This is a genomic window from Gluconobacter morbifer G707 (assembly GCF_000234355.1).
Taxonomy (GTDB): Bacteria; Pseudomonadota; Alphaproteobacteria; order Acetobacterales; family Acetobacteraceae; genus Gluconobacter; species Gluconobacter morbifer.
In genome coordinates, this window is record NZ_AGQV01000002.1 from 140628 (window position 1) to 161311 (window position 20684).

General features: G+C 53.1%; 20 protein-coding genes, 2 tRNA genes and 1 pseudogene. 7 read left to right on the forward strand and 16 right to left on the reverse strand.

Features of this window, described 5'->3' with window-relative positions; genetic code table 11:
• Positions 1 to 319: 319 nt before the first annotated feature.
• Complete coding sequence (locus GMO_RS05565; protein ID WP_040508337.1) at positions 320 to 904, forward strand: NUDIX hydrolase; 585 nt, start codon at positions 320 to 322, stop codon at positions 902 to 904.
• A gap of 285 nt (positions 905 to 1189) precedes the next feature.
• On the opposite strand, the gene GMO_RS14540 is transcribed toward GMO_RS05565, so the two are convergent.
• The 6 genes from GMO_RS14540 to GMO_RS05595 form a co-directional block, all read right to left on the reverse strand.
• Positions 1190 to 1396: a DUF5694 domain-containing protein gene (locus tag GMO_RS14540; protein ID WP_280985123.1), complete on the reverse strand. Its 207-nt coding sequence runs from the start codon at positions 1394 to 1396 to the stop codon at positions 1190 to 1192.
• Positions 1397 to 1418: 22 nt separating this feature from the next.
• Positions 1419 to 2182, reverse strand: a protein-coding gene (locus GMO_RS13850) for an IS5 family transposase (protein WP_139064397.1) whose coding sequence is annotated in 2 segments (ribosomal slippage) — positions 1419 to 1843 and positions 1843 to 2182 — 765 coding nt in all. Because the reading frame shifts where the segments join, the coding sequence is not laid out codon by codon here.
• 908 nt (positions 2183 to 3090) lie between these two features.
• Positions 3091 to 3282 carry a hypothetical protein gene (locus GMO_RS05580; protein ID WP_008851336.1) on the reverse strand — a complete coding sequence of 64 codons (192 nt, stop codon included), beginning with the start codon at positions 3280 to 3282 and terminating at the stop codon, positions 3091 to 3093.
• Positions 3283 to 3355: 73 nt separating this feature from the next.
• Positions 3356 to 3958, reverse strand: a complete 603-nt coding sequence (locus GMO_RS05585; protein ID WP_008851337.1) for a nucleoside 2-deoxyribosyltransferase — start codon at positions 3956 to 3958, stop codon at positions 3356 to 3358.
• 48 nt (positions 3959 to 4006) lie between these two features.
• The gene (gene xylB / locus GMO_RS05590) at positions 4007 to 5467 is read right to left on the reverse strand and encodes a xylulokinase (RefSeq protein ID WP_008851338.1); all 1461 of its coding nucleotides are present in this window, start codon (positions 5465 to 5467) and stop codon (positions 4007 to 4009) included.
• A 93-nt stretch (positions 5468 to 5560) separates the two neighbouring features.
• Positions 5561 to 6421 (reverse strand): N-formylglutamate amidohydrolase, encoded by an 861-nt coding sequence (locus GMO_RS05595; RefSeq protein WP_040508340.1) that lies wholly within the window; start codon positions 6419 to 6421, stop codon positions 5561 to 5563.
• 75 nt (positions 6422 to 6496) lie between these two features.
• On the opposite strand from GMO_RS05595, the gene GMO_RS05600 reads away from it, so the two are divergent.
• Positions 6497 to 6571 (forward strand) — tRNA-Val (locus GMO_RS05600).
• A 267-nt stretch (positions 6572 to 6838) separates the two neighbouring features.
• On the opposite strand, the pseudogene GMO_RS05605 reads toward GMO_RS05600, so the two are convergent.
• The 3 genes and pseudogenes from GMO_RS05605 to GMO_RS05620 all read right to left on the reverse strand — a co-directional run.
• A pseudogene (locus GMO_RS05605) lies at positions 6839 to 7080 on the reverse strand (hypothetical protein); the annotation flags it as partial.
• 25 nt (positions 7081 to 7105) lie between these two features.
• Positions 7106 to 7869 (reverse strand): IS5 family transposase gene (locus tag GMO_RS13860; protein WP_139064397.1). Its coding sequence is split into 2 segments (ribosomal slippage): positions 7106 to 7530 and positions 7530 to 7869, totalling 765 coding nucleotides; the frame shifts between segments, so codons are not numbered across the junction.
• 398 nt (positions 7870 to 8267) lie between these two features.
• Complete coding sequence (locus GMO_RS05620) at positions 8268 to 8474, reverse strand: cold-shock protein (RefSeq protein ID WP_008851341.1); 207 nt, start codon at positions 8472 to 8474, stop codon at positions 8268 to 8270.
• Between the two features lie 976 nt (positions 8475 to 9450).
• On the opposite strand from GMO_RS05620, the gene GMO_RS13865 reads away from it, so the two are divergent.
• Positions 9451 to 9603 (forward strand): DUF3309 family protein, encoded by a 153-nt coding sequence (locus tag GMO_RS13865; protein WP_008851342.1) that lies wholly within the window; start codon positions 9451 to 9453, stop codon positions 9601 to 9603.
• Here GMO_RS13865 and ruvX read toward each other — a convergent pair.
• On the reverse strand, positions 9557 to 10087 hold the full coding sequence (ruvX, locus tag GMO_RS05630; protein WP_050801418.1) for a Holliday junction resolvase RuvX: 531 nt from the start codon (positions 10085 to 10087) through the stop codon (positions 9557 to 9559). The two genes, GMO_RS13865 and ruvX, sit on opposite strands and share 47 nt — an antisense overlap.
• Before the next feature lie 69 nt (positions 10088 to 10156).
• Between ruvX and gatC the strand changes: the two genes are divergently transcribed.
• From gatC to GMO_RS05650, 4 genes are all read left to right on the forward strand, one after another.
• A complete protein-coding gene (gatC, locus tag GMO_RS05635) occupies positions 10157 to 10444 on the forward strand; it encodes an Asp-tRNA(Asn)/Glu-tRNA(Gln) amidotransferase subunit GatC (RefSeq protein WP_040508489.1) in 288 nt (95 codons plus the stop codon).
• Positions 10444 to 11931: an Asp-tRNA(Asn)/Glu-tRNA(Gln) amidotransferase subunit GatA gene (gatA, locus tag GMO_RS05640; protein WP_008851345.1), complete on the forward strand. Its 1488-nt coding sequence runs from the start codon at positions 10444 to 10446 to the stop codon at positions 11929 to 11931. Before gatC ends, gatA begins: the two co-directional genes overlap by 1 nt.
• Positions 11928 to 13385 carry an Asp-tRNA(Asn)/Glu-tRNA(Gln) amidotransferase subunit GatB gene (gene gatB / locus GMO_RS05645; protein WP_008851346.1) on the forward strand — a complete coding sequence of 486 codons (1458 nt, stop codon included), beginning with the start codon at positions 11928 to 11930 and terminating at the stop codon, positions 13383 to 13385. Before gatA ends, gatB begins: the two co-directional genes overlap by 4 nt.
• Positions 13386 to 13479: 94 nt before the next feature.
• Positions 13480 to 13571: transfer RNA gene (locus tag GMO_RS05650), tRNA-Ser, on the forward strand.
• A 369-nt stretch (positions 13572 to 13940) separates the two neighbouring features.
• On the opposite strand, the gene GMO_RS05655 is transcribed toward GMO_RS05650, so the two are convergent.
• The 6 genes from GMO_RS05655 to GMO_RS05680 form a co-directional block, all read right to left on the reverse strand.
• Positions 13941 to 14153 carry a hypothetical protein gene (locus tag GMO_RS05655; RefSeq protein ID WP_040508343.1) on the reverse strand — a complete coding sequence of 71 codons (213 nt, stop codon included), beginning with the start codon at positions 14151 to 14153 and terminating at the stop codon, positions 13941 to 13943.
• Positions 14154 to 14356: 203 nt separating this feature from the next.
• Positions 14357 to 15175 (reverse strand): lytic transglycosylase domain-containing protein, encoded by an 819-nt coding sequence (locus tag GMO_RS05660; RefSeq protein ID WP_008851349.1) that lies wholly within the window; start codon positions 15173 to 15175, stop codon positions 14357 to 14359.
• A 53-nt stretch (positions 15176 to 15228) separates the two neighbouring features.
• A complete protein-coding gene (locus GMO_RS05665) occupies positions 15229 to 17010 on the reverse strand; it encodes an aminopeptidase P family protein (RefSeq protein ID WP_008851350.1) in 1782 nt (593 codons plus the stop codon).
• The gene (locus GMO_RS05670) at positions 17007 to 17537 is read right to left on the reverse strand and encodes a GNAT family N-acetyltransferase (RefSeq protein WP_008851351.1); all 531 of its coding nucleotides are present in this window, start codon (positions 17535 to 17537) and stop codon (positions 17007 to 17009) included. The genes GMO_RS05665 and GMO_RS05670 overlap by 4 nt, the downstream gene beginning before the upstream one ends.
• 1 nt (position 17538) lies before the next feature.
• On the reverse strand, positions 17539 to 18444 hold the full coding sequence (locus GMO_RS05675; RefSeq protein ID WP_008851352.1) for a 50S ribosomal protein L11 methyltransferase: 906 nt from the start codon (positions 18442 to 18444) through the stop codon (positions 17539 to 17541).
• Positions 18444 to 20666, reverse strand: coding sequence for an ATP-dependent helicase (locus GMO_RS05680; RefSeq protein WP_008851353.1), 2223 nt, complete (start codon positions 20664 to 20666; stop codon positions 18444 to 18446). Before GMO_RS05680 ends, GMO_RS05675 begins: the two co-directional genes overlap by 1 nt.
• Between the last annotated feature and the right edge of the window lie 18 nt (positions 20667 to 20684).

A 20684-nucleotide genomic window follows, 5' to 3' on the forward strand; every position in this document is an offset into this window, starting at 1 on the left:
ATCGTCCCGATTTACATCTTTTACGATTTCGACAAGCTGAGGAAAATTTGAGGCCAGTTGGCTCTCTTCATGGATGAAGGTCCACTGATCCGTGTGCTGGCTTCATACCCGATCTGGTGACGATACTTCGGACTATTTCTTGTCAGTTTTTCAAAAGGAAACTCAGACCTTTATCTATAAGGCAAGCGGTGACCACAGCCTGTCTGCTGCACATTCGCTAAGTAAATACACTGTTTGGACAGAGAACCCGGTTGTCCGCTTTTGATCTGGGATGCGCTCTTTCTCTGGACGCCCGGCTGCTTGAGGGTAACATGGTATCATGAAAGCGCGCACTTACCGTCAGCTTCCTTCGTGGACTGTTCAGAACTCTTCATATGCTCTCAAAGACCGCTGGATCAGCGTTCGTGCCGATACGTGTGAAACCGACGAAGGCGTTTTAATCGATCCTTTCTATGTTCTGGAATATCCGGACTGGGTTCAGATCGTCGCAATTGATCATACCGATAGGCTTATTCTTCTCGAGCAGTATCGGCATGGTTGGGGCACGACTTCTCTTGAACTCCCTACAGGAGGGATTGAAGCCTGCGACGATCATCCGATCGCGGCAGCGCGCCGCGAACTTGAAGAGGAAACAGGCTTCACATCAGCTTCCTGGCAGCACATAGCGACTTTGGCACCCAATCCTGCAAACCAGACCAATCGCTGTCACATTATTCTGGCTCAAGGTGTAATACAGAATGGTGCTCGTAAAGATGATCCTACAGAACGGGTCCAGATTTCTTTTGTTCCGGTCGACGAAGTGAAAACACTAGCATGCAATGGGAAAATCATTCAAGCGATGCACGTGGCCGCTTTGGCTCTGGCTTTGACCAAGATCGGACGCTGGAACTCTGAGCTGATCTGAATGTAGCGTAAGTATAGAGACCCCGATCAACGCGCAACTATGAAATCCCGATTCAGCGGCCTTCCTCCCGGTTATACTGCTGCTGATCAGAGGATGAATGTCCGTCTTGGAAGCCGCGCTATGCGGTTAGTTTCAGGCGGACTGAAACTAGGTCTGGTTGATCTTGTCTGCGCACTATACGACGCACCTCGGTGAGATCGTGCGGGCTAGAGCTGAGGAAAGCTATTCATGCCAGTATGTCAGTCACTGAGCGCGAATTTCCCTATTCAACAAAAAAGACGTCATCTAATGCAGGGCCGCTTCTGCGTCGATCAGGGTCACGTCGCGCATCTGGTCGAGATAGGCTTTGTGAGAGGCTCCAAGAATTGCAAGCATTCGAGTGCCCGGTTTGCGGGTCAACACTTCCCGGATATTTGCGACCATCCGGAGGTTTCGTGTCTCCCAATATCCGACGTAGTATCGCCCGTAGCCTTGAAGTGACGGCTCCTTCAGCGCCGCTCCCTAGGCTCAGGGCTCATAGCCAGCAGATGACGGTTGCAGCGAGGCAGATGGCCGAGAAGAAGACGGTGGGGCATCTGTCATAGCATGTCGCGACCCGTCTCCAGTCCTTGAGCCTCCCGAACATGATTTCGATGCGGTTGCGACGTTTGTATTTCCGCTTGCCGTATTTTATGGGTTTCCCTCGGGATTTCCGTCCCGGAATGCTGGGTTTGATCCCTTTCTCCTCCAGGGCATCCCTGAACCAGTCAGCGTCATAACCCCGGTCTGCCAGCATCCATTTGGCTGATGGCAAACTGTCCAGAAGGGCAGCAGCTCCGGTGTACTCACTGATCTGGCCTCCTGTCATGAAGAAGTCGAGCGGATGTCCGTTCCGGTCGGTGACGGCATGCAGCTTTGTATTCATCCCACCTTTGGTCCGCCCGATCAGGCGGCCTGGAGCCCTTTTTTTAGCCGCAGGCTCGAAGCCGTGCGGTACGCCTTGATATACGTCGCATCAATCATAATCGTCTGGGACTGTGCCTTTGCGGCAGCCAGACCGTCCATCCTCCGGGCGAAGATCCCCATCCCCATGGCGCCCCAGCGCTTCCAGCGGTTGTAGAGCGTCTTGTGTAGAGCGTATTCCCGGGGTGCATCACGCCAGCGCAGGCCGTTCCGGTTCACGAGAATGATCCCACTCAACACATAACGGTCATCAACGCGAGGTCTGCCGTGGCTCTGCGGGAAAAAGGGCCGCAGACGCTCCATCTGCTCGTTCGTCAGCCAATACAGGTCACTCATATCAATGGGTCCTGAACCTAGCGCTTCTTGTATCGATATAGCAACGTATTAGTGGTCCAATAATTTGTTGTTTTTGGAGCGTCAGACATGTGGTGGAAGGCAGTTGCGTCGATGGAGTATGGCTTCGAGCACTTCCATTACATCCGACACAAATTTTAATCGGTGTTCATTCGCCTGCTTTTGACCACTGATATCAGACTGATTGTTTGTGGAGATAATTGGTTCACATAATAATTAACCAAATAAAATTTTGCCAAAAAACTGAATTTGCGTTTCTTCTTTTATGTAATCTTCTATTGATTAGAACACCAATGTATACACCAGTAAAAATCATAAATAAAACCCCATATAATAACATATGATCATTTTATATTTATCTGTTACAATTTTTATTTTCTGTTAATTTTTTAATAACTCGTGTTCTGTGAAATATCTTTTTAAAGATTTTATGTTTGATGATTAATTGACGAAACAGTACTTATTTTTTACGATCCTGCCGTCAGTTTTCCGTAAGGTAGGAAAGATGGGAACGGTAATGTCATCCGCATCGTTGAACGAGTTCCTGAGAGTTACGCAATGGAGTCCGGGGCAGCTGGCTCACCAACTCGGGCGTACGGAGGATGATATTCTCTGGTGGTCCCGCCATGAGGAAGAAATTCCTCAGAAACTTCAGAACTGGATGACGAGAATCGTTACAGCATTCCAGACTGAACCACCGGGGCAGGGATATGCATTGGAGCGCCCGGAAACATGCTGCTTCAACGGAGATCCTTCCATTACCGTCGTATGCGCAGTTTGTGGCTTTGCTCCGCGCTGTCGGCAGGGGCAGTATCAGTCGCACTGAACATTACAAAGCAGAGGGCGCCAATTATTTTTATAATTTTTTATAATCAGCGCATTTTCAGAAATTATCCTCGCAGAACTGATTGCAGCGCGTCAGCCGTATCAGCTGCTGCCGCAATATCCTGATAAGCAGGATTGTTCTCGGGAAGATTCCGTAGCGCTTTTTCCAAATGAGAAATGACTTCCTGGATCAGTTCATGGGCTTCACTATCGACTTCCTGGCGGTCATTTTCTTCATCTTGATGAAACAGATTCATACTCTTTGCTTCCATTCTGAAAAGACAAAGAAACATTTGCCCCTAAACTGTTCCGTGACAAGGGATATTCAGTTTAGCGCTTTTCCAGAAGGCGGCATGCAAGACGATGAGCCGCTTTGCGAAATGCTTCATCAAAATCAGTGTCCACCGCAATTTCTCCGCCACCCATCCCGATAAAGCCATCGACCATACCGTTCTGTAACAAGCCTTCGGAATGCACCAGCATTCCATCTGGGTCTTCCATGTGCCCGGAGGCTGGCGTTCCGTCACTAAGGCGAGGAATGAGCGGTTTCTTCAACAGATCCCGCCAATACGTTTCCACTTTTTCGGGATAAAGCCGCCCGTCCACGGTATAGGCTTCCAATGGCTTGCCCAGCCCCAGCATATAGCCGATTTCTACAGCCGTGCCGGGGTCCATTTCTGGACTGCGCCTGAATGGGTCAATACAGAACAGGCCAGCGTTACAGCGATCCATGAGCGCACGATCTGCACGAACAAAGGCAAGAATGGTCTCTTTGCCAGGAGGAAGCAGTTGTGCCTCCGCCTGGCCATCGAACGGAGCAACGCCTTCGAGATCATACTGATTACAGATCTCTTTTAACCGCTCGAAAATTTCCAAGGCCTTCGGGCGAAAAACCATGTCGCCAGCCAGATAAACAGAAGGACGCTTTTTCATACCGGAAAGCTTTAACACACCCCTTTTTTCATAGAAATGACCCCATATTCAGGGACCGGAGATTCCTCTGAGGGCCGGATAGATTTTAAGGTACCGATGATAGGCTTGGGCATAGGCATCCTGGAGAGTAGGATCAGGATCAATCGCAGCTACGCGTTCGGGCGCAGTGCAGATGGCTTCGACAGCTTCTCCAGTTGCTGCAATCCTGGCCAGCCGGGCGGCTCCAAAAGCGCCTCCATGCTCTCCATGGGCAAGCCTGTGGAGCCTGATGCCCAGAACGGAAGCGATAATCGACGTCCAAAGTGGACTGCGAGATCCCCCACCAATCACATCCGCTTCCCGGAAATGGGAACCTGAAGCGCTCAAGCCCTCTTGCGCATCCCTGAATGAAAAAGCGACTCCTTCCAGAACCGCCTGTGTCAGTTGAGCACGTGTTGTTTCCTGAGACAGACCAATAAAAGCGCCACGAATGGTTCCATCGTTATAAGGCGTGCGTTCCCCTGAAAGATAAGGTGCAAACATAACGGGCGAGGGACGATCTGCAACTTCTGGAAGTTCAGCCAAAAGGACGCGTTCCTCAACTCCGGAAACCTTTGCCCACCAGGCCAGGGAGGATGCCGCAGACAAGGTTACGCCCATCTGATGCCAGGTTTCCGGTACTGCGTGACAAAAAGAATGGATGGCGGACCCTGTCTCGGGTCGAAAGACATCTGTCGTGATCCAGACGACACCGGACGTTCCAAGAGATACGAATGCATTTCCCGGCTTAATAGCTCCAAGCCCAACTGCACCTGCTGCATTGTCCCCCGCACTGCCTGCAAAGACTGGTCTTTCACTCATCCCCCACCGATCTGCGAGATCTTGCTTGAGGCGCCCTGCAATATCTGTCCCTTCGCATAAAGCGGGCATATTTGCGGTAGTTAGCCCCGTTGCAGCGAGTGCGGCATCGGACCACAGACGGTTTCCTGTATCGAGCCACAAAGTGCCGGATGCGTCTGACATATCCTCGATCATATCCCCGGTCATCTGGTAGCGAAGCCAAGCCTTGGGGAGCAGAACATGCTGCGTTTGCCTGAAAATCTCAGGTTCGTGCCGTGCGATCCAGAGAAGTTTTGGAGCGGTAAAGCCAGGCATTGCAATATTGCCGGTTATCTTGCGGCTTTGTGGAAATCGCGTTTCAAACAGGCTGCACTCCGTCTCAGAGCGAGTATCATTCCACAGGATACATGGCCGCAGGACTTTGCCATGCCTGTCGAGAAGAACAGCGCCATGCTGCTGGCCTGAAAGACCGATCCCTTTTACCGAGCCAATCTGCCTGGGGTGTTTTTGCTGAAGGGCGTCAATGGCCGTGCAGGCTGCGTTCCACCAGTCAGCCGGATTCTGCTCGCTCCATCCACTGTGTGGGCGACTGACTTTCAGGAATTCCGTATGAGATCCTACTTCCTTCTGGGTTTCGTCGACCAGCAGGACTTTGATACCAGATGTTCCAACGTCAATTCCAAGAAACATGCCTAGATCCAGAGCATTATTTTAACTTCGACCATAACACACAGTTTGTGGGAACGAGCGAGTACACGTTCCCGTGAAAAAGTGTGTGCCTCATTAGGCTGGCACTGAAAGCATCTGGTGTTTCAGAAACTCAGCCAAGGCGGCCACAAGGCTGGTCATGTCCTGCTGAACTTTTTCAAAATTCCGGCTAACCGTCATCGTGCCAAGATTCAGATATCGCTGACGACAGATCTCCAGTTGAATGGCGTGAATGCCCTGAACAGGTTTCCCATAATGGCTCGTGATATAGCCACCCGCATAAGGAATGTTTCTTCGGACAGCATATCCCTGATACATCAATTTTTTTTCGAGAAATGCGGTCAATTCAGGCGCACAGGATTGTCCATGCCGATCTCCCAGAACAACGTCGCAGGTTCTTGAATAGGGCAGGGGAGGCATGGAGTGCGCTTCCAGGAGAATGACAGTTCCAAATTGCCGCTGGAGTGTCTGTAAAAGATCCGAAAGCACACCATGATAAGGGCGCCAGCACAACTCCAGCCTATGCTCTATCTCCGTAACGGGCAGGCAGTGGCGGTAGATTTGTAATCCTCGGGATGCCAGGCGCGGAATAACACCAAAACCAGCCTTGACCTTGGCTGTCTTCAAAAGAATGTCTTCTGGCGGTCTGGGCTGAAACATGCCGGCATCAAGTTCACGCGGGTCCCGATTTACATCACACCAGATCCGGGGAAACTCGGAGGCCAGCACGGTAGCGCCTGAGACTGACGCCCTTTCAAAGAGGCGATTGACGAAACGATCTTCTGTTTGTTGCAGCACATGAAGAGGAAGGCGAGTATTTTCCAAAAATTCCTGTGGATAATTTTCCCCCGAATGAGGCGATGAAATCACCAGAGGAATAGGCATTTTCTCAGGAAATCTGACTGTAAATGCTGAGAGAGAAGAATGCGCCGTCATAATCCGTGTATTTTTTTGCTTCCAAGGGGTTGCCAGCCTTAGCGGTTACAGCTAGAAACCGCCTCACCGGACCGGGGGCGCATAGCTCAGCGGTAGAGCACTACCTTGACATGGTAGGGGTCACAGGTTCAATCCCTGTTGCGCCCACCACTCGGTCCGGCAGATAATCCCACAAAATCAATGATTTATACAAGTAACTTTAAGGTATCTATCCTCCATTAGCGGTTCACGTTTGTGCAGATTGATGCATTTCGGGACACCATGATGTTTGCAAAACTAGTGCAGGTCGCCACCTCGGCGATATCTCAGCCGAATCGGTTACCTGCCTGTACGCCGATTCTGCACTCGCTGACATCGAGCATCATCACTTAGCGGTGAAACGGTGATATTCTGGCTGCCGTAGCACCTCCTTTCAGATCATCCGATAAGATCTTTTTCTTTTTTCTCCCGTTCAGCATTCACGCTGAGTTTTTGATACATTCCTAATGCCACCACCATGAATGTCGCGACTACTAGCAATACTGCGGGATAAAGAATGTCTTCAGGGGCCTTACCGCTTCGCTCGAAGACTCCGACAAGACCTTCGATAAAGACAGCAATAATAATCGTCGTCATAAATTTTTGTGAGGGCTAGTACGAGCTTCTGAGAGGGATTGCTTTCCCCCTAGGCTCAGGGCTCAGGGCTCATAGCCAGCAGATGACGGTTGCAGCGAGGCAGATGGCCGAGAAGAAGACGGTGGGGCATCTGTCATAGCATGTCGCGACCCGTCTCCAGTCCTTGAGCCTCCCGAACATGATTTCGATGCGGTTGCGACGTTTGTATTTCCGCTTGCCGTATTTTATGGGTTTCCCTCGGGATTTCCGTCCCGGAATGCTGGGTTTGATCCCTTTCTCCTCCAGGGCATCCCTGAACCAGTCAGCGTCATAACCCCGGTCTGCCAGCATCCATTTGGCTGATGGCAAACTGTCCAGAAGGGCAGCAGCTCCGGTGTACTCACTGATCTGGCCTCCTGTCATGAAGAAGTCGAGCGGATGTCCGTTCCGGTCGGTGACGGCATGCAGCTTTGTATTCATCCCACCTTTGGTCCGCCCGATCAGGCGGCCTGGAGCCCTTTTTTTAGCCGCAGGCTCGAAGCCGTGCGGTACGCCTTGATATACGTCGCATCAATCATAATCGTCTGGGACTGTGCCTTTGCGGCAGCCAGACCGTCCATCCTCCGGGCGAAGATCCCCATCCCCATGGCGCCCCAGCGCTTCCAGCGGTTGTAGAGCGTCTTGTGTAGAGCGTATTCCCGGGGTGCATCACGCCAGCGCAGGCCGTTCCGGTTCACGAGAATGATCCCACTCAACACATAACGGTCATCAACGCGAGGTCTGCCGTGGCTCTGCGGGAAAAAGGGCCGCAGACGCTCCATCTGCTCGTTCGTCAGCCAATACAGGTCACTCATATCAATGGGTCCTGAACCTAGGAACAATTGCCTATTTTTAGCTTTCCCAGATTCCGGTTACCTGATTTGCATTAAAGTCTACTTTAATATATTATGATATTTTATTTAGAGCGGAACATTGAAGCATGAAAAAATTTATACTTCTTCTTTTGGTACCTTTCGTACTTGCTGCCTGTGAAGGTGGCACAGAAAATCAGAACAAAATCTTTGGAAAAAAAGGATATATCGGACCATCAAATATGCCCCTTCATGCTTCGCCGACGTATGCACCAACTACAGAAAATAAATCTCAGGGTACTATGGATTATGCAAAAATTAACTTCCCGACTGTCCACTAATAAAAAAACCGCCCTTCATAAAGGGCGGTTTTCTTTTCTGTCAAAGACAGACAAAATTCTTTAGAGAATTTTCAACCCAACAGCGGATCTTTTGCCGTTTCGTCCGGCTTCTACCTCATAAGAAACCTGCTGGCCTTCGTTGAGACTACGAATTCCCGCTTTTTCCACCTCGGAAATATGGACGAAAACATCCTGAGCTTCACCTTCAGGTTGAATGAAGCCATAACCCTTAGTCGGGTTGAACCATTTCACGGTGCCTGTTGCCATAACGAGGCTCCTTCATAACAAAAGCGGTCGCGCACCAAATTTATGCGCGGTCCTGTTTTCTACGGAGAACAACTAGCGCCACGCGCGCTGATTTCTCATGGTAAAAACATCCGCCATCCACCCTTATAACCACAATTCAGGTGCAGAGAGCAAGAGAAATTCGATTATTTTTATTGGTTTTACAAAAATCTCCTAAAACTAATATCATACTTTGTAAAATAGACGTCGAAACAGAACTTCATGTCGGATCGTGCTAGCGAAAATTGGTGCTCCACAAACCACCGGGCATAGGTGCTTTTGAAGCACGCGGCACATAAGGATAAGACTCAGTATTATAATCCGGGTTCTCAGCCATCGCCTGAAGGGTCGTATCATCCCGCAAATCCACTGGCCGTGGAGCAGGCATATTCTGCGGTACATTCTTTCCCTTGGTTATGGCGCCACAATGCCGCACGGCCGCACTGAAGGGGAGGGCGTTTCCATTGGTTCCAGCCAGCATCTGTGTCCGGACACAGGAGCTATCTGTCTGCGTTGAAATCCATTGAGCCCGGGAACAGGACGCAAGCAATAGGGGAAGAGTCAGGAGAATGTAGCGCATGGTCGTAACCTATGTGATTTTGCAAATTTCGAACAGAAAAAATCCAATATAGCCTATCTTCGGTGAATGCGGCTTGATGCTATCAGGACGCCATTTGTCGTTCTGGACGGAAATCCCTGGTTTTCTAACCACGATGTGTTTCCCTGACATCCGAATATCTCTTTCTTCTTTGGCACCATTGGCTGTCTTCTCGTTTTCTTTGGACTGAAGTCTATTACCCCCTGAATTTCCGTAACCCGTTGCATCTCTCCAAGACAGGGACGAGAAAGCTTCCCGCTTACCAAGAGATATTCAACTATTCCTGAACCAATATGGAAAACCAGAACTTTTCCGGCTTCGACACGTATCTTTCTGCGTAACAAGCGCGAGTAACCCGTCATGAGCCTTATCATTCTTGTCGTTCTGGTGCTCCTGTTGATCGGAGCCCTGCCATCATGGCCTTACAGTTCTGGCTGGGGATATTACCCTTCCGGAGGGCTCGGTCTCATTCTCCTGATTGTGCTACTTTTGATTCTGACCGGACAGATCTGACATTTCCCGTTTCCGCGATGGCTGGAGAGGTTGCATCCAGCCATCCCTGAAGCATGTAAGCAGCAGCCATCCTGTCGACCACTTTTGCACGACGCCCACGCGTCATGTCTGCCTCCTGAATCAGAAAGCGGTTCACTGCGGTGGATGACAGACGTTCATCCCAAACACAGGCTGGAAGATCCAGTCGTTCGGCCAATGCAGTGGCCCAGTCGGAAGCGGCACGCGCTGCTGGTCCGAAAGAACCGTCCAATGACAGTGGCAATCCCACCACCAGTCCACCGACCTCTTCCTGTTGCATGATCTGCCTGAGTTCCTGAGCATTTTCCCCCAGCTTCCGGCGTTTAAGTGCAGAAAAGGGGGAGGCGAGCATCAAAGATACATCTGTCAGAGCAACCCCTATTGTCTTTGAGCCAGGGTCGAGGCCAAGCACGCGTTGGCCACTCTTGAGGATATTCCGGAGATCGTGTGGATTGAATAGGGGCATGACACGGCGTTATGATCCGGACGACGGCTGAAAAGCCACCATAAAATTTCCTCTTACTCAGGAATGTTCATGTCGCTCGACGCGAAAACAGTCACGCGCATTGCCAGACTGGCCCGGATCGGCCTTGAGCCATCAGAAGTTGAAATCCTTGGCAGGGAAATGGGCTCGATCATAGACTGGGTCGAACAGCTCAACGAAGTGGACGTTTCGGACGTTCCTCCCATGATCGGAACAGGTCTCGCCAAACCACGCCTTCGGGAAGACAGGGTAACAGACGGCAATTGCCGTGATGCTGTCCTCTCCAACGCACCGGACCGCGAAGGTCCATTCTTCACGGTTCCGAAGGTGGTTGAATAATGTCCGGTATTCATGATTTCACGTTGGCCTCGGCCCGTGACGCCCTCAGGACACGCAAGATCTCCGCCGCTGAACTGACGGATGCTCATATCGACGCCATTGATCGTCTGGATGACCGTCTTAACACCTTCATCACACGCACACCGGAGCAGGCCCGTATCGCCGCCAAAGCCGCCGATAGCGCGCTGGCAAAAGGTGAGGGAGGGAAACTCTGCGGTATTCCGCTTGGGATCAAGGATCTCTTCTGCACGAAGGATGTCCGCACGACTGCCGCGAGCAGAATCCTCGGCAATTTTGTTCCACCCTACGAAAGTACCGTTACGTCCAATCTCCTGCGTGACGGAGCGGTTTTCCTCGGCAAACTGAATCTTGATGAGTTTGCCATGGGGTCTGCAAACCTGACATCTGCCTTTGGGCCAGTTGAAAACCCCTGGAAACGAAACGGTTCTGACGCGAAGCTGGTGCCGGGAGGGTCGTCCGGTGGATCTGCCGCGGCGGTCGCGGCTGGTCTTGTGCTGGGTGCAACGGGTACGGATACGGGGGGCTCCATCCGTCAGCCGGCGGCCTTTACTGGAATTGCCGGGATCAAGCCCACCTATGGCCGTTGCTCACGGTTCGGGACGATTGCCTTTGCCAGTTCGCTGGATCAGGCCGGCCCCATGGCCCGCAACCTTCAGGATTGCGCCATTCTGCTCGAATCCATGGCAGGCTTCGACGAACGCGATTCCACCAGCGTTGATATTGCGGTCCCGAACTACGAAGCGGCTCTGACCCGTGGGGTCAAAGGTCTGCGCGTGGGTATCCCCAAGGAATACCATTCTTCGGGCATGCCGGCGGAAATTGAAGCGCTGTGGCAGCAGGGTATCAACTGGCTCACAGATGCTGGCGCTGAAATTGTCGAAATTTCACTCCCGCATACAAAATACGGCCTACCTACCTACTATATCGCGGCACTGGCAGAAGCCTCCTCCAATCTGGCACGCTATGACGGCGTCCGTTTCGGAGAGCGTGTCCGAGCTGCCTCCCTGGACGGTCTGTATGAAGCAACCCGCGCGGCCGGTTTCGGAGAGGAAGTCAAACGTCGCATCCTGATTGGCACGCACGTTCTGTCTTCCGGTTATTACGATGCCTATTATCTGAAAGCGCAGAAGGTCCGTACCCTGATCCAGCGGGATTTCCTGACGGCCTATGAAAAGGTTGACGTGATCCTGACCCCGACTGCTCCTTCCGGTGCATTCGCGCAGGATGAAAAGCCGTCCGATCCGGTGCAGATGTATCTGAATGACGTCTTTACGGTTCCGGCCAGCATGGCGGGCGTTCCGGCTCTTTCGGTGCCAGCTGGCCTTGATGCACAGGGGGTGCCGCTTGGTCTTCAGTTGATCGGAAAGTTTTTCGACGAAGAAACGCTGCTTGCTGCCGGTCATGTCATTGAGCAGGCTGCATCGTTTACCCATAGACCCGCCATCCATGCAGGAGTGTCGGCATGAGCTATCGTATCACCGGCAGCACCGGCGAATGGGAAATCGTGGTCGGACTGGAAGTTCATGCACAGGTCATCAGCAACGCCAAGCTGTTCTCGGGTGCTTCCGCGACTTATGGCGGTGAACCCAACACGCATGTCAGCCTGATCGACGCCGGCTTCCCGGGCATGTTGCCGACCCTGAACCGGGAATGCGTTGCCCAGGCCATACGGACCGGTCTTGGTCTGAACGCTGAAATCAATCTTTTCAGCCGCTTCGACCGCAAGAACTACTTCTACGCGGATCTTCCAACCGGCTATCAGATCAGCCAGTTTGCTCATCCTATTGTCGGCAAGGGTGTCGTACTTGTTGATCTTGCGGATGGGAAAACGCGCGAAATCGGCGTTACACGCCTTCATCTGGAGCAGGATGCCGGGAAATCAATCCATGACCAGGATCCTACCCGATCCTTCATCGACCTGAATCGCGCAGGCGTCGCGCTGATGGAAATCGTCAGCGAACCGGATATTCGTTCTCCGGAAGAAGCGGGAGCCTATCTGCGCAAACTGCGTCAGATCCTGCGTTATATCGGCACCTGTGACGGCAACATGGAAGAAGGGTCCATGCGCGCGGACGTCAATGTGTCAGTTCGCAAGCCAGGCGAAACTGGTTACCGGACACGGTGTGAAATCAAGAACGTAAACTCCGTCCGCTTTGTGATGCAGGCTATCGAGGTCGAGGCACAGCGTCAGATTGAAGTCTGGGAAGCCGGAAGAGAAGTCGATCAGGAAACACGCCTGTTTGATCATGTCCGTAGTGAAACACGCTCGCTTCGCTCCAAGGAAGATGCGCACGATTACCGCTACTTTCCCGACCCTGACCTTCTGCCGCTTGTTTTCGAACAAAGCTGGGTTGATGAACTGAAAAGCGGGCTTCCCGAACTACCGGAAGCCAAGCGTGAACGACTTGAGCAGGAATATGGTGTCAGCCGTTACGAATCAGGCGTCCTGACCGCAGAACAGGCTATTGCCGATTTTTATGAGGCTGTTGCAAGGGGCGCAGATGCTCGGCTGGCTACAAACTGGATCCTGGGTGATTTTTTTGCCGCGCTGAATCGGACAGGCCGATCCATTGAAAACAGTCCTGTCAGTGCGGCAGGATTGCGTGAGCTTCTTGCTCTGATCTCGGATTCGACGATCAACGGGAAAATCGCCAAGGAAGTTCTGGAAGACATGGTCGAGACAGGCGAGACTGCCTCTGCCATTGTCGAACGCAAAGGCCTGCGTCAGGTTACGGACACTGGTGCTATCGAAAACGCCATCCGCGATATTCTGACCGCAAATGCCGATAAAGTCGCGGAATACAAGAGCGGCAAAGACAAGCTGTTCGGCTTCTTTGTTGGGCAGACAATGAAGGCCATGAAAGGAAAAGCCAATCCGGCTATGGTCAACGAAATGCTGAAAAAGCTGCTTTCTGAGTAGAGAAGCAAAAAAAGTGTCTTGAGGGGTTTGACCGCAACGCGGTTCCCCCTTAAGAACGCTTCTGCAAACGCCGTGTAAAACCGCGTAAAAGTGCGGAGGGGTGGCCGAGAGGCTGAAGGCGGCGGTTTGCTAAACCGTTATACGAAGAAATTCGTATCGTGGGTTCGAATCCCATCCCCTCCGCCAGCGCGCTTCTGAAAATTCAATAAAATCAAAGAATTAGGCGCTGTAGGCCAAGCCATATCTCTCGTAAAACAAGAAACGTGCGTTTGCCTGAGATTCTATGCAACAGTGCGACGCACATCTTATCGCTATTGACGGCTAAGTAACTGCTCAGTTTCGCTGCGGTGTGAGGGGCTTTGTCCGTGCGGAAGATGGTTACTTGACGGTATCTGGCAGATGCGTGGATTCTTCCTGCCATTCTGTCATTTAAAGTCTAACAGGCCCTAAGCCGCATTCTTGTTATGCGTGATGTAATTTCTTGGGAAAGTGCATTTCCCCTAACGAGAAACTGAAGATTTATAGAAAATAATCAAGAAGAAAGAGGAAATGGTCCTATTGATAAGAGAAAAATGACGTTTTCAGTAACAAAATATCAAGAAATTCTGTTTCACTTTCTAAATATATAGCGTCACACTCTTCTGCTCCCCAGCTATCGGAACAGAATTTTTGATAATCCGCATTACGGCTTTTGGTCCAACGGACCTTATCCTTGGCCTTATCGCGCTGGTCAAAGCGCTCTATCATCTCCTGCTCTATCTGTATCATCTCCTGTTATGGCTTCTTTTACAGCACTGACAAAATTCAAAGGCTTCTGATGGATGATGCGTTCCTTTGGCGTTTTTATGATTTTACTGTTCATTCTGAGCGGTTGCAGCCAACATTCACAAGATTCTGCATCCAGCCGCCCGCACCATAAATATTCTCATGGTGCCTATGCAGGTTATGGTGGAGGGTGGTCTGGCTATTGATCACCAGGCCAGATGGATGGGGTGAGCCCGATAAGAAGCCAGATCCCGGCCGCCATGGCCATTCCCAGCAAACATTCCCTGCCCCCTGTCGTCATGACGGATAATCCGGGGAGGGGGCCCGTACACGACTCTGGGAACATGTGCAGCGGCATCCGGAAGCATTCTCGGATCAAAAGAGGCGCCATGCTTGGGAAAAGTAGCAGAGGATGAAAAGGACGGCATGATCACCTGGGGGCCGTTTGCTGTCATGATCACCTGAGGCAGGAAATCCGGTGGGCGATAATTATCCGGCTGTCCGTGCCAGATCGCCATCACATGACGTTCATATTCGGCGCCCAAGGCTGGCGTTAAAGAATGGTAGGCCGCTATGGCACCTTCCCACCCATGCAACCGCTCAAAGAGATCTGTCAGGAACCGGGCACCATAACGGGCATTGGCTTCAGGATCGAAAGCGTCTTCCAGCGACCGAAAAGCATCAGGGTGATGATGCAGGTTGATCTGCATGCACCCGACATCAATCGAGACAACTCCCTGTTGTTGGAATGCCTGTACGGCTTCGACGGCTTCATCTTTGGAGGCATAGAAATAACCGTGTCCTGCGGCATTTATGGTCCACGGCCATGCTATGACCGTGTTCCCGTCCGGACTGCGCCGTCCGCTCTCTACCCTGCTGATTGCATCCAGCAGCCGGGAAGGAATACCTGCTTGCCTTTCCGCGACACTGACGGCTTCACGACAGGCAGAAATACTTTCCGCAGCGTAGCCCTGTGAGACACAGGCCCATAACAGAACAAGAAAATGACAGTACTTTCCGGTCATGGGCGCATTTATGACCGGAAAGTATGAAGAAAGTTTTTACACAGCGATGCGTTTTACCGCTGCAACGGCAGACATGCCTTTTCAAGCCACTCCCTGACCTCGGGCTCGACCTGTGGGCTAACGCGTTTTAGAACCTCGGCATGATAGGTATTCAGCCAGTCAATTTCGTCGTCATCCAGCAAAGATACGTCAATCAATGCCCGGTCAATTGGGGTGTAACTCAGGATCTCGAATTCCAGAAACGTGCCTTTCCGGCCTTCGTATCGTGATTTGCGGACAAGCATCAGGTTTTCGGTACGGATGCCATATTCGCCCGGCTCGTAATAACCTGGTTCGTTGGAAACGATCATGCCTGCCTCCAAAGCGACCGGACGATAAGCTGGCGAGATGTTCTGCGGACCTTCATGGACGGACAGATAGCTTCCAATGCCATGGCCCGTACCATGGTCGTAATCCATACCGACCTGCCACAAGGCAGCGCGCGCTAGAACATCCAGACGATGACCGGTAGTCCCAGACGGGAAACGCACGCGGGAGAGGGAGATATTGCCCTTCAGAACGCGGGTGAATGCGTCCCGGACTTTCTGCGGCGGAGCACCCGGTCCAACCCAGACCGTACGTGTAATGTCAGTCGTACCGAACGGATACTGTCCTCCATTATCAATCAGATAGACACTGTCCGGCCCGAGAACACGGTCTTTCCCAACTGTTGCCCTGTAGTGCGGAAAAGCACCATTCGGTCCAACGGCCGAAATCGCATCGAAACTCTGTTCACGATATTCAGTGGCACGCAAACGGGTTGCATTCAGACGGTCAACGAGGGTGGTTTCGTGTTCACCTGTACCCGATGTTGCAACAGAATGGAGGAAGCGCGCCATTGCTATCCCGTCAAGCGCATGAGCCTTGCGGGCTCCTTCCTGCTCGACCGTGTTCTTGATGGCTTTTGGAAGAGTGCAAGGATCATTCCCATCGACCGTTGTCGCACCGGCAGCCCGCAGGGTGTTTTCAAACCAGACGGGTGTGGTGACGGGGTCCAGACGGACCTTGCGCCCCCTGAAAATATCCAGCCGCTTTTCGAGCCGGGCAGGGGGCGAGACCTGAACTTCCGCGCCCAGAGCCTTCGCCAGTCCTGGTGCCAGACGGTCGGGCTCCGCGAACAGTTCCGCTTTTCCGTCAGCATGAAGAATCCCGTATCCATGGGCTACGGGGGTCAATGGCACATCACTACCCCGAATGTTCAGCAACCATGCCAGAGACGTACAGTCTGCCAGAACGACAGCGTCCTGCCCGACCTTGCTGAGTTCCTGCGCGAGGCGGTGACGTTTGCTTTCGCTGGTTTCCCCGGCAAATTCCAGCGGATGATCCACAATGGCGTTTCCCGGAGGCGCAGGCTGGTCCGTCCAGGCCTGATCGACAGGGTTGCTCTCGACCGCAACCAGATCCACACCGTCCGCCAGCCATGACGTCAGCATGGAACGACTGACAAGACGTGGATCGTAGCCTATTTTTAGTCCCTGGGCATGCTGAGCCAGCCAGTCTGACACCGGTTCAAGCTGCACATGCCGGCGTTCCCAGAGTTCATGGGGAACCTGCTCCTCCATCTGGACGGTATAACGCCCATCCGAGAATACGGCGCCTTGGTCCTGCAAAAGCACTGCAAGCCCGGCACTGCCTGCGAAGCCCGTCAGCCATGCCAGACGCTCAGAAGAAGCCGCAACATATTCTCCCAGATACTCGTCGCCACGGGGAATGATGAAGCCGTCAATTCCGAGTGCCTTACAGGCCTTGCGCACAAGGGCAGGACGCTCACGAAGGGGAATGGAGGAAAGGCTCATGAAAAATCCTTTTCCGTTTGAGGAACAGTCTCAAGACAAAGTGTCATGAACAGAAGGTCAAGCCAGCGGCCATTTTTCTGGCCAACCTGGGGAAGAGTACCGTTTTCCTGAAAGCCGAAACGACGGTGCAGAGCAATGGACGGGGCATTTCCTGCCGTGATAGCTGCTACCATGACATGAAATCCGGCTACTTTTGCATGATCCCGCAGACCTGCGAGAAGCTGCTGTCCTGTTCCGTGCCCCTGCCATACGGGAGCGACATAAAGGGAATGCTCGACCGTTTTCGCATACCCCTCAAAGGCGCGGAACGGACCATAAGAGCCATACCCGATCACGTGGTCCGTCTCATCAACAGCAACCAGCACGGGAAAGCCGCGGGCTCTGCGCTCTTCAAACCACTGACGGCGCTGCGCCAGCGTGAAAGGCGTACTGATCCACAAGGCGTCCGTCTTCTCGATAGCGTCATTCGTGATGGACAGGATTTCCGGAAGATCCTGCTCCCATGCCTCACGGATCGTGACCGACATTCTAACTACGGCGACGTAGGATTAGTGTCGCCCAATCGCCTTCGCGCAATTTACGTTCCAGAACCAGACCCTGGCGCCGATGCGCTGCCAGCACCATATTGGCCTGTGTATCCAGCAGACCTGCCAGAATGGCTGTCCCTCTCGGCGCCAGATTCAGTGCAAGGGACTGCGCCATGCGGCACAGTGGACGAGCAAGAATATTGGCGAACACCAGATCATAGGGCGTATTGGCACGAACCGCTGCCGTGCTCCACCCATTCCCGAAACGGCACTCTAACAGATTACCCAGTCCGTTCAGACGGGCGTTCAGTTGCGCAGTCCGTACAGACCAGGGTTCGATATCCACTGCCAGAACAGGCCGGTGCAGCAGGCTTGCCGCCGCCATAGCCAGAATCCCGGACCCACATCCCATATCGAGGATCCGCTGCGGCCTGCGATGGACCACCAACTCAAGAGCGCGCAGACAGCCGCGCGTTGAACCATGCTCACCCGAACCGAAAGCAATACCCGCATCCAGGGTGATCGTCAGGCGGGAGCGATCAGGCTGCTCCTGAAGGTGAGTGCCACGAATGGCAAAGCGTTTTCCGACGTCCTGCTGGGGAAAAGATTCGTAGGTCCGGGCCAGCCAGCCTTCCGATTCCGTAGGAATACGGATCAGTTCGGCATCACACCCGGTCAGAAGACGCGCGACCGCAAGGGCGCTTTCCAGTTCATCTTCCCTGTATCCCGTATCCTTAACGCCTTCGAGGCGCCAGTATTTCTGCGCATCGTCAGCTTCAAAGATCCCTACGGTTTCACAGACACACATCAGCGCCTGCTCAAACAGGGGAACAAATTCCTCTTCCACCGTGATGGTCAGGGTCTCTAGCGCAGTGGCATGACGACGGCCAATGCTACGGGGTGCCATCACGATCTGATCTCCACGAAGTTTGCCATGACGCGCTTGATGCCGTCCTTTTCAAAGTTGATTTCCAGCCGGTTCCCGTCTGCCGCAATGACGATGCCTTCCCCGAACTTGTGATGGAAAACAGTTGCGCCAACAGGAATAGAAGATTCTGCCTGAATATCCGTAATTTTTGGGCTTGAAGTCTGAAACCGGGCCGGACGCCGGCTGGTCAGGGGGCCGGAGGCAAACATGGAAGGCATGGCTGCCGCCTGACGCCGGCTTTCGAAAGACTGGCCCGTAACCTGAACGTATTCGGAAGGAATTTCCTCGATGAACCTGCTTGGCATGGAAGACTGCCAGTTCGCGTAAATCCGGCGGCTGGCCGCATGAAGAACGATTGCCCGCCGACGCGCACGGGTCAGCCCCACGTACGCCAGACGTCGCTCTTCCTCGAGTGCACGGTTTCCCCCTTCATCCAGAGACCTCTGGGACGGGAACACACCTTCCTCCCATCCGGGAAGGAAAACCGTATCGAATTCCAGCCCTTTCGCACCATGCAGTGTCATGAGGCTGACCTTGTCATCTGACAGATCGCTTTCCGTATCCATGACAAGAGCCACATGCTCAAGAAAGCCCGCCAGCGTTCCGAACTCACCAATGGCCCTCAGAAGTTCGCGGATATTATCAAGACGTCCGGGCGCTTCCACCGAACGGTCATCGCGCCACATCTGAAGGTAGCCACTGTCTTCAAGCAGTTGCTCCACTGCAACGACATGACCTTCCTTTTCCAGTGTGTCATGCGCCCGCTGGAACGCCGCCATGAGACCCGTCAGCGCCTCTTTCGATTTGCCCTTCAGGGTGCCCTGATCGATCTGCCAGCTTACTGCAGCCGTCAACGGGCCGGGAAGGGCGCGTGCCTGAACGTGCAGTTTCTGTACGGCAACAGCGCCCACACCTCTTTTGGGAACATTGATGATGCGTTCAAAGGCCAGATCATCCGAAGGCTGTGACAGGACACGCATGTACGCCATGCAGTCACGAATTTCCGCCCGCTCGTAAAACCGCAGGCCACCGACCACACGATAGGGGATACCGATCGTCATGAGGCGCTCTTCGAACGGGCGCGTCTGAAAACCGGCACGCATCAGAATGGCGATTTCCGACAGGGAATGCCCATCAGCACGCAGACGCTCGATGGCGCCTCCCACCATCCGTGCTTCCTCATCGGAATCCCGGACGCCGATAATCTGGACACGCTCACCCTGCGCGTCTTCGCGTCCGGGCCTTAGGGTCTTGCCAAGACGTCCTTCATTATGGGCGATAAGCCCGGCAGCCGCAGCAAGAATCTGGGCCGTAGAGCGATAGTTCCGCTCCAGGCGGACAACCTTCGCCCCCGGAAAATCCTTTTCAAAGCGCAGGATGTTTTCCACCTCTGCCCCACGCCATGAATAGATGGACTGGTCGTCATCCCCGACGCAGGCGATGTTGGATGGAGCGTTTTCCCGCTTTGCCAGAAGCCTCAGCCAGAGATACTGGATAGTGTTGGTGTCCTGATATTCATCGACCAGAATATAGCGAAAAATCCGATGGTACTGCGCCAGCACATTGGGCTGCCCACGCAGGATCTCCACCATGTGGAGCATGAGATCGCCAAAATCACAGGTGTTCAGCTCTCTCAGACGCTGCTGGTAAGACCTGTAAATAGCGAGTGCATGACCATTGGCGAAGTCACTATCCTCAGCGGGGGTGACCCTCTCTGGCGTCAGACCCCGATCCTTCCAGCGCTGGATGATACCCAAGAGCTGGTTGGGTGGCCAGCGTTTGGTATCAATGCGCCAGGGCTCCATGACCTGCTTGAGCAGACGCAACTGATCGTCCGTATCCAGAATGGTGAAACCACTTGTCAGGCCGACATATTCCGCATGCCGACGTAGCATCCGGGCACAGATGGAATGGAACGTTCCCAGCCACAATCCTTCCGCAGGCTCACCCAGGATGGCGCTGACACGTTCGCGCATTTCCCGCGCGGCCTTGTTCGTGAAGGTCACGGCCAGGATCTGGCTGGGATAGGCGCGCCCGGTCAGCAGGATATGCGCGAAACGGGTCGTCAGAACGCGCGTCTTGCCCGTACCGGCACCTGCCAGAATGAGAAGCGGTCCTTCCGTCGTCTCGATGGCCCGTCGCTGTTCGGGATTGAGGCGGGAAAGATAATCGGGAGTGGGGATCAGAGGGTCTTGCGGCACACTCCCGATATAGAGTGA

Coding starts and splice junctions, on each gene's coding strand:
- GMO_RS05565 (WP_040508337.1), top strand. CDS start 320: ATGAAAGCGCGCACTTACCGTCAGCTTCCTTCGTGGACTGTTCAGAAC.
- GMO_RS05580 (WP_008851336.1), bottom strand. CDS start 3,282: ATGAATCTGTTTCATCAAGATGAAGAAAATGACCGCCAGGAAGTCGAT.
- GMO_RS05585 (WP_008851337.1), bottom strand. CDS start 3,958: ATGAAAAAGCGTCCTTCTGTTTATCTGGCTGGCGACATGGTTTTTCGC.
- xylB (WP_008851338.1), bottom strand. CDS start 5,467: ATGTTTCTTGGAATTGACGTTGGAACATCTGGTATCAAAGTCCTGCTG.
- GMO_RS05595 (WP_040508340.1), bottom strand. CDS start 6,421: ATGACGGCGCATTCTTCTCTCTCAGCATTTACAGTCAGATTTCCTGAG.
- GMO_RS05620 (WP_008851341.1), bottom strand. CDS start 8,474: ATGGCAACAGGCACCGTGAAATGGTTCAACCCGACTAAGGGTTATGGC.
- GMO_RS13865 (WP_008851342.1), top strand. CDS start 9,451: ATGAGCCTTATCATTCTTGTCGTTCTGGTGCTCCTGTTGATCGGAGCC.
- ruvX (WP_050801418.1), bottom strand. CDS start 10,087: ATGCCCCTATTCAATCCACACGATCTCCGGAATATCCTCAAGAGTGGC.
- gatC (WP_040508489.1), top strand. CDS start 10,157: ATGTCGCTCGACGCGAAAACAGTCACGCGCATTGCCAGACTGGCCCGG.
- gatA (WP_008851345.1), top strand. CDS start 10,444: ATGTCCGGTATTCATGATTTCACGTTGGCCTCGGCCCGTGACGCCCTC.
- gatB (WP_008851346.1), top strand. CDS start 11,928: ATGAGCTATCGTATCACCGGCAGCACCGGCGAATGGGAAATCGTGGTC.
- GMO_RS05655 (WP_040508343.1), bottom strand. CDS start 14,153: ATGATACAGATAGAGCAGGAGATGATAGAGCGCTTTGACCAGCGCGAT.
- GMO_RS05660 (WP_008851349.1), bottom strand. CDS start 15,175: ATGACCGGAAAGTACTGTCATTTTCTTGTTCTGTTATGGGCCTGTGTC.
- GMO_RS05665 (WP_008851350.1), bottom strand. CDS start 17,010: ATGAGCCTTTCCTCCATTCCCCTTCGTGAGCGTCCTGCCCTTGTGCGC.
- GMO_RS05670 (WP_008851351.1), bottom strand. CDS start 17,537: ATGTCGGTCACGATCCGTGAGGCATGGGAGCAGGATCTTCCGGAAATC.
- GMO_RS05675 (WP_008851352.1), bottom strand. CDS start 18,444: ATGGCACCCCGTAGCATTGGCCGTCGTCATGCCACTGCGCTAGAGACC.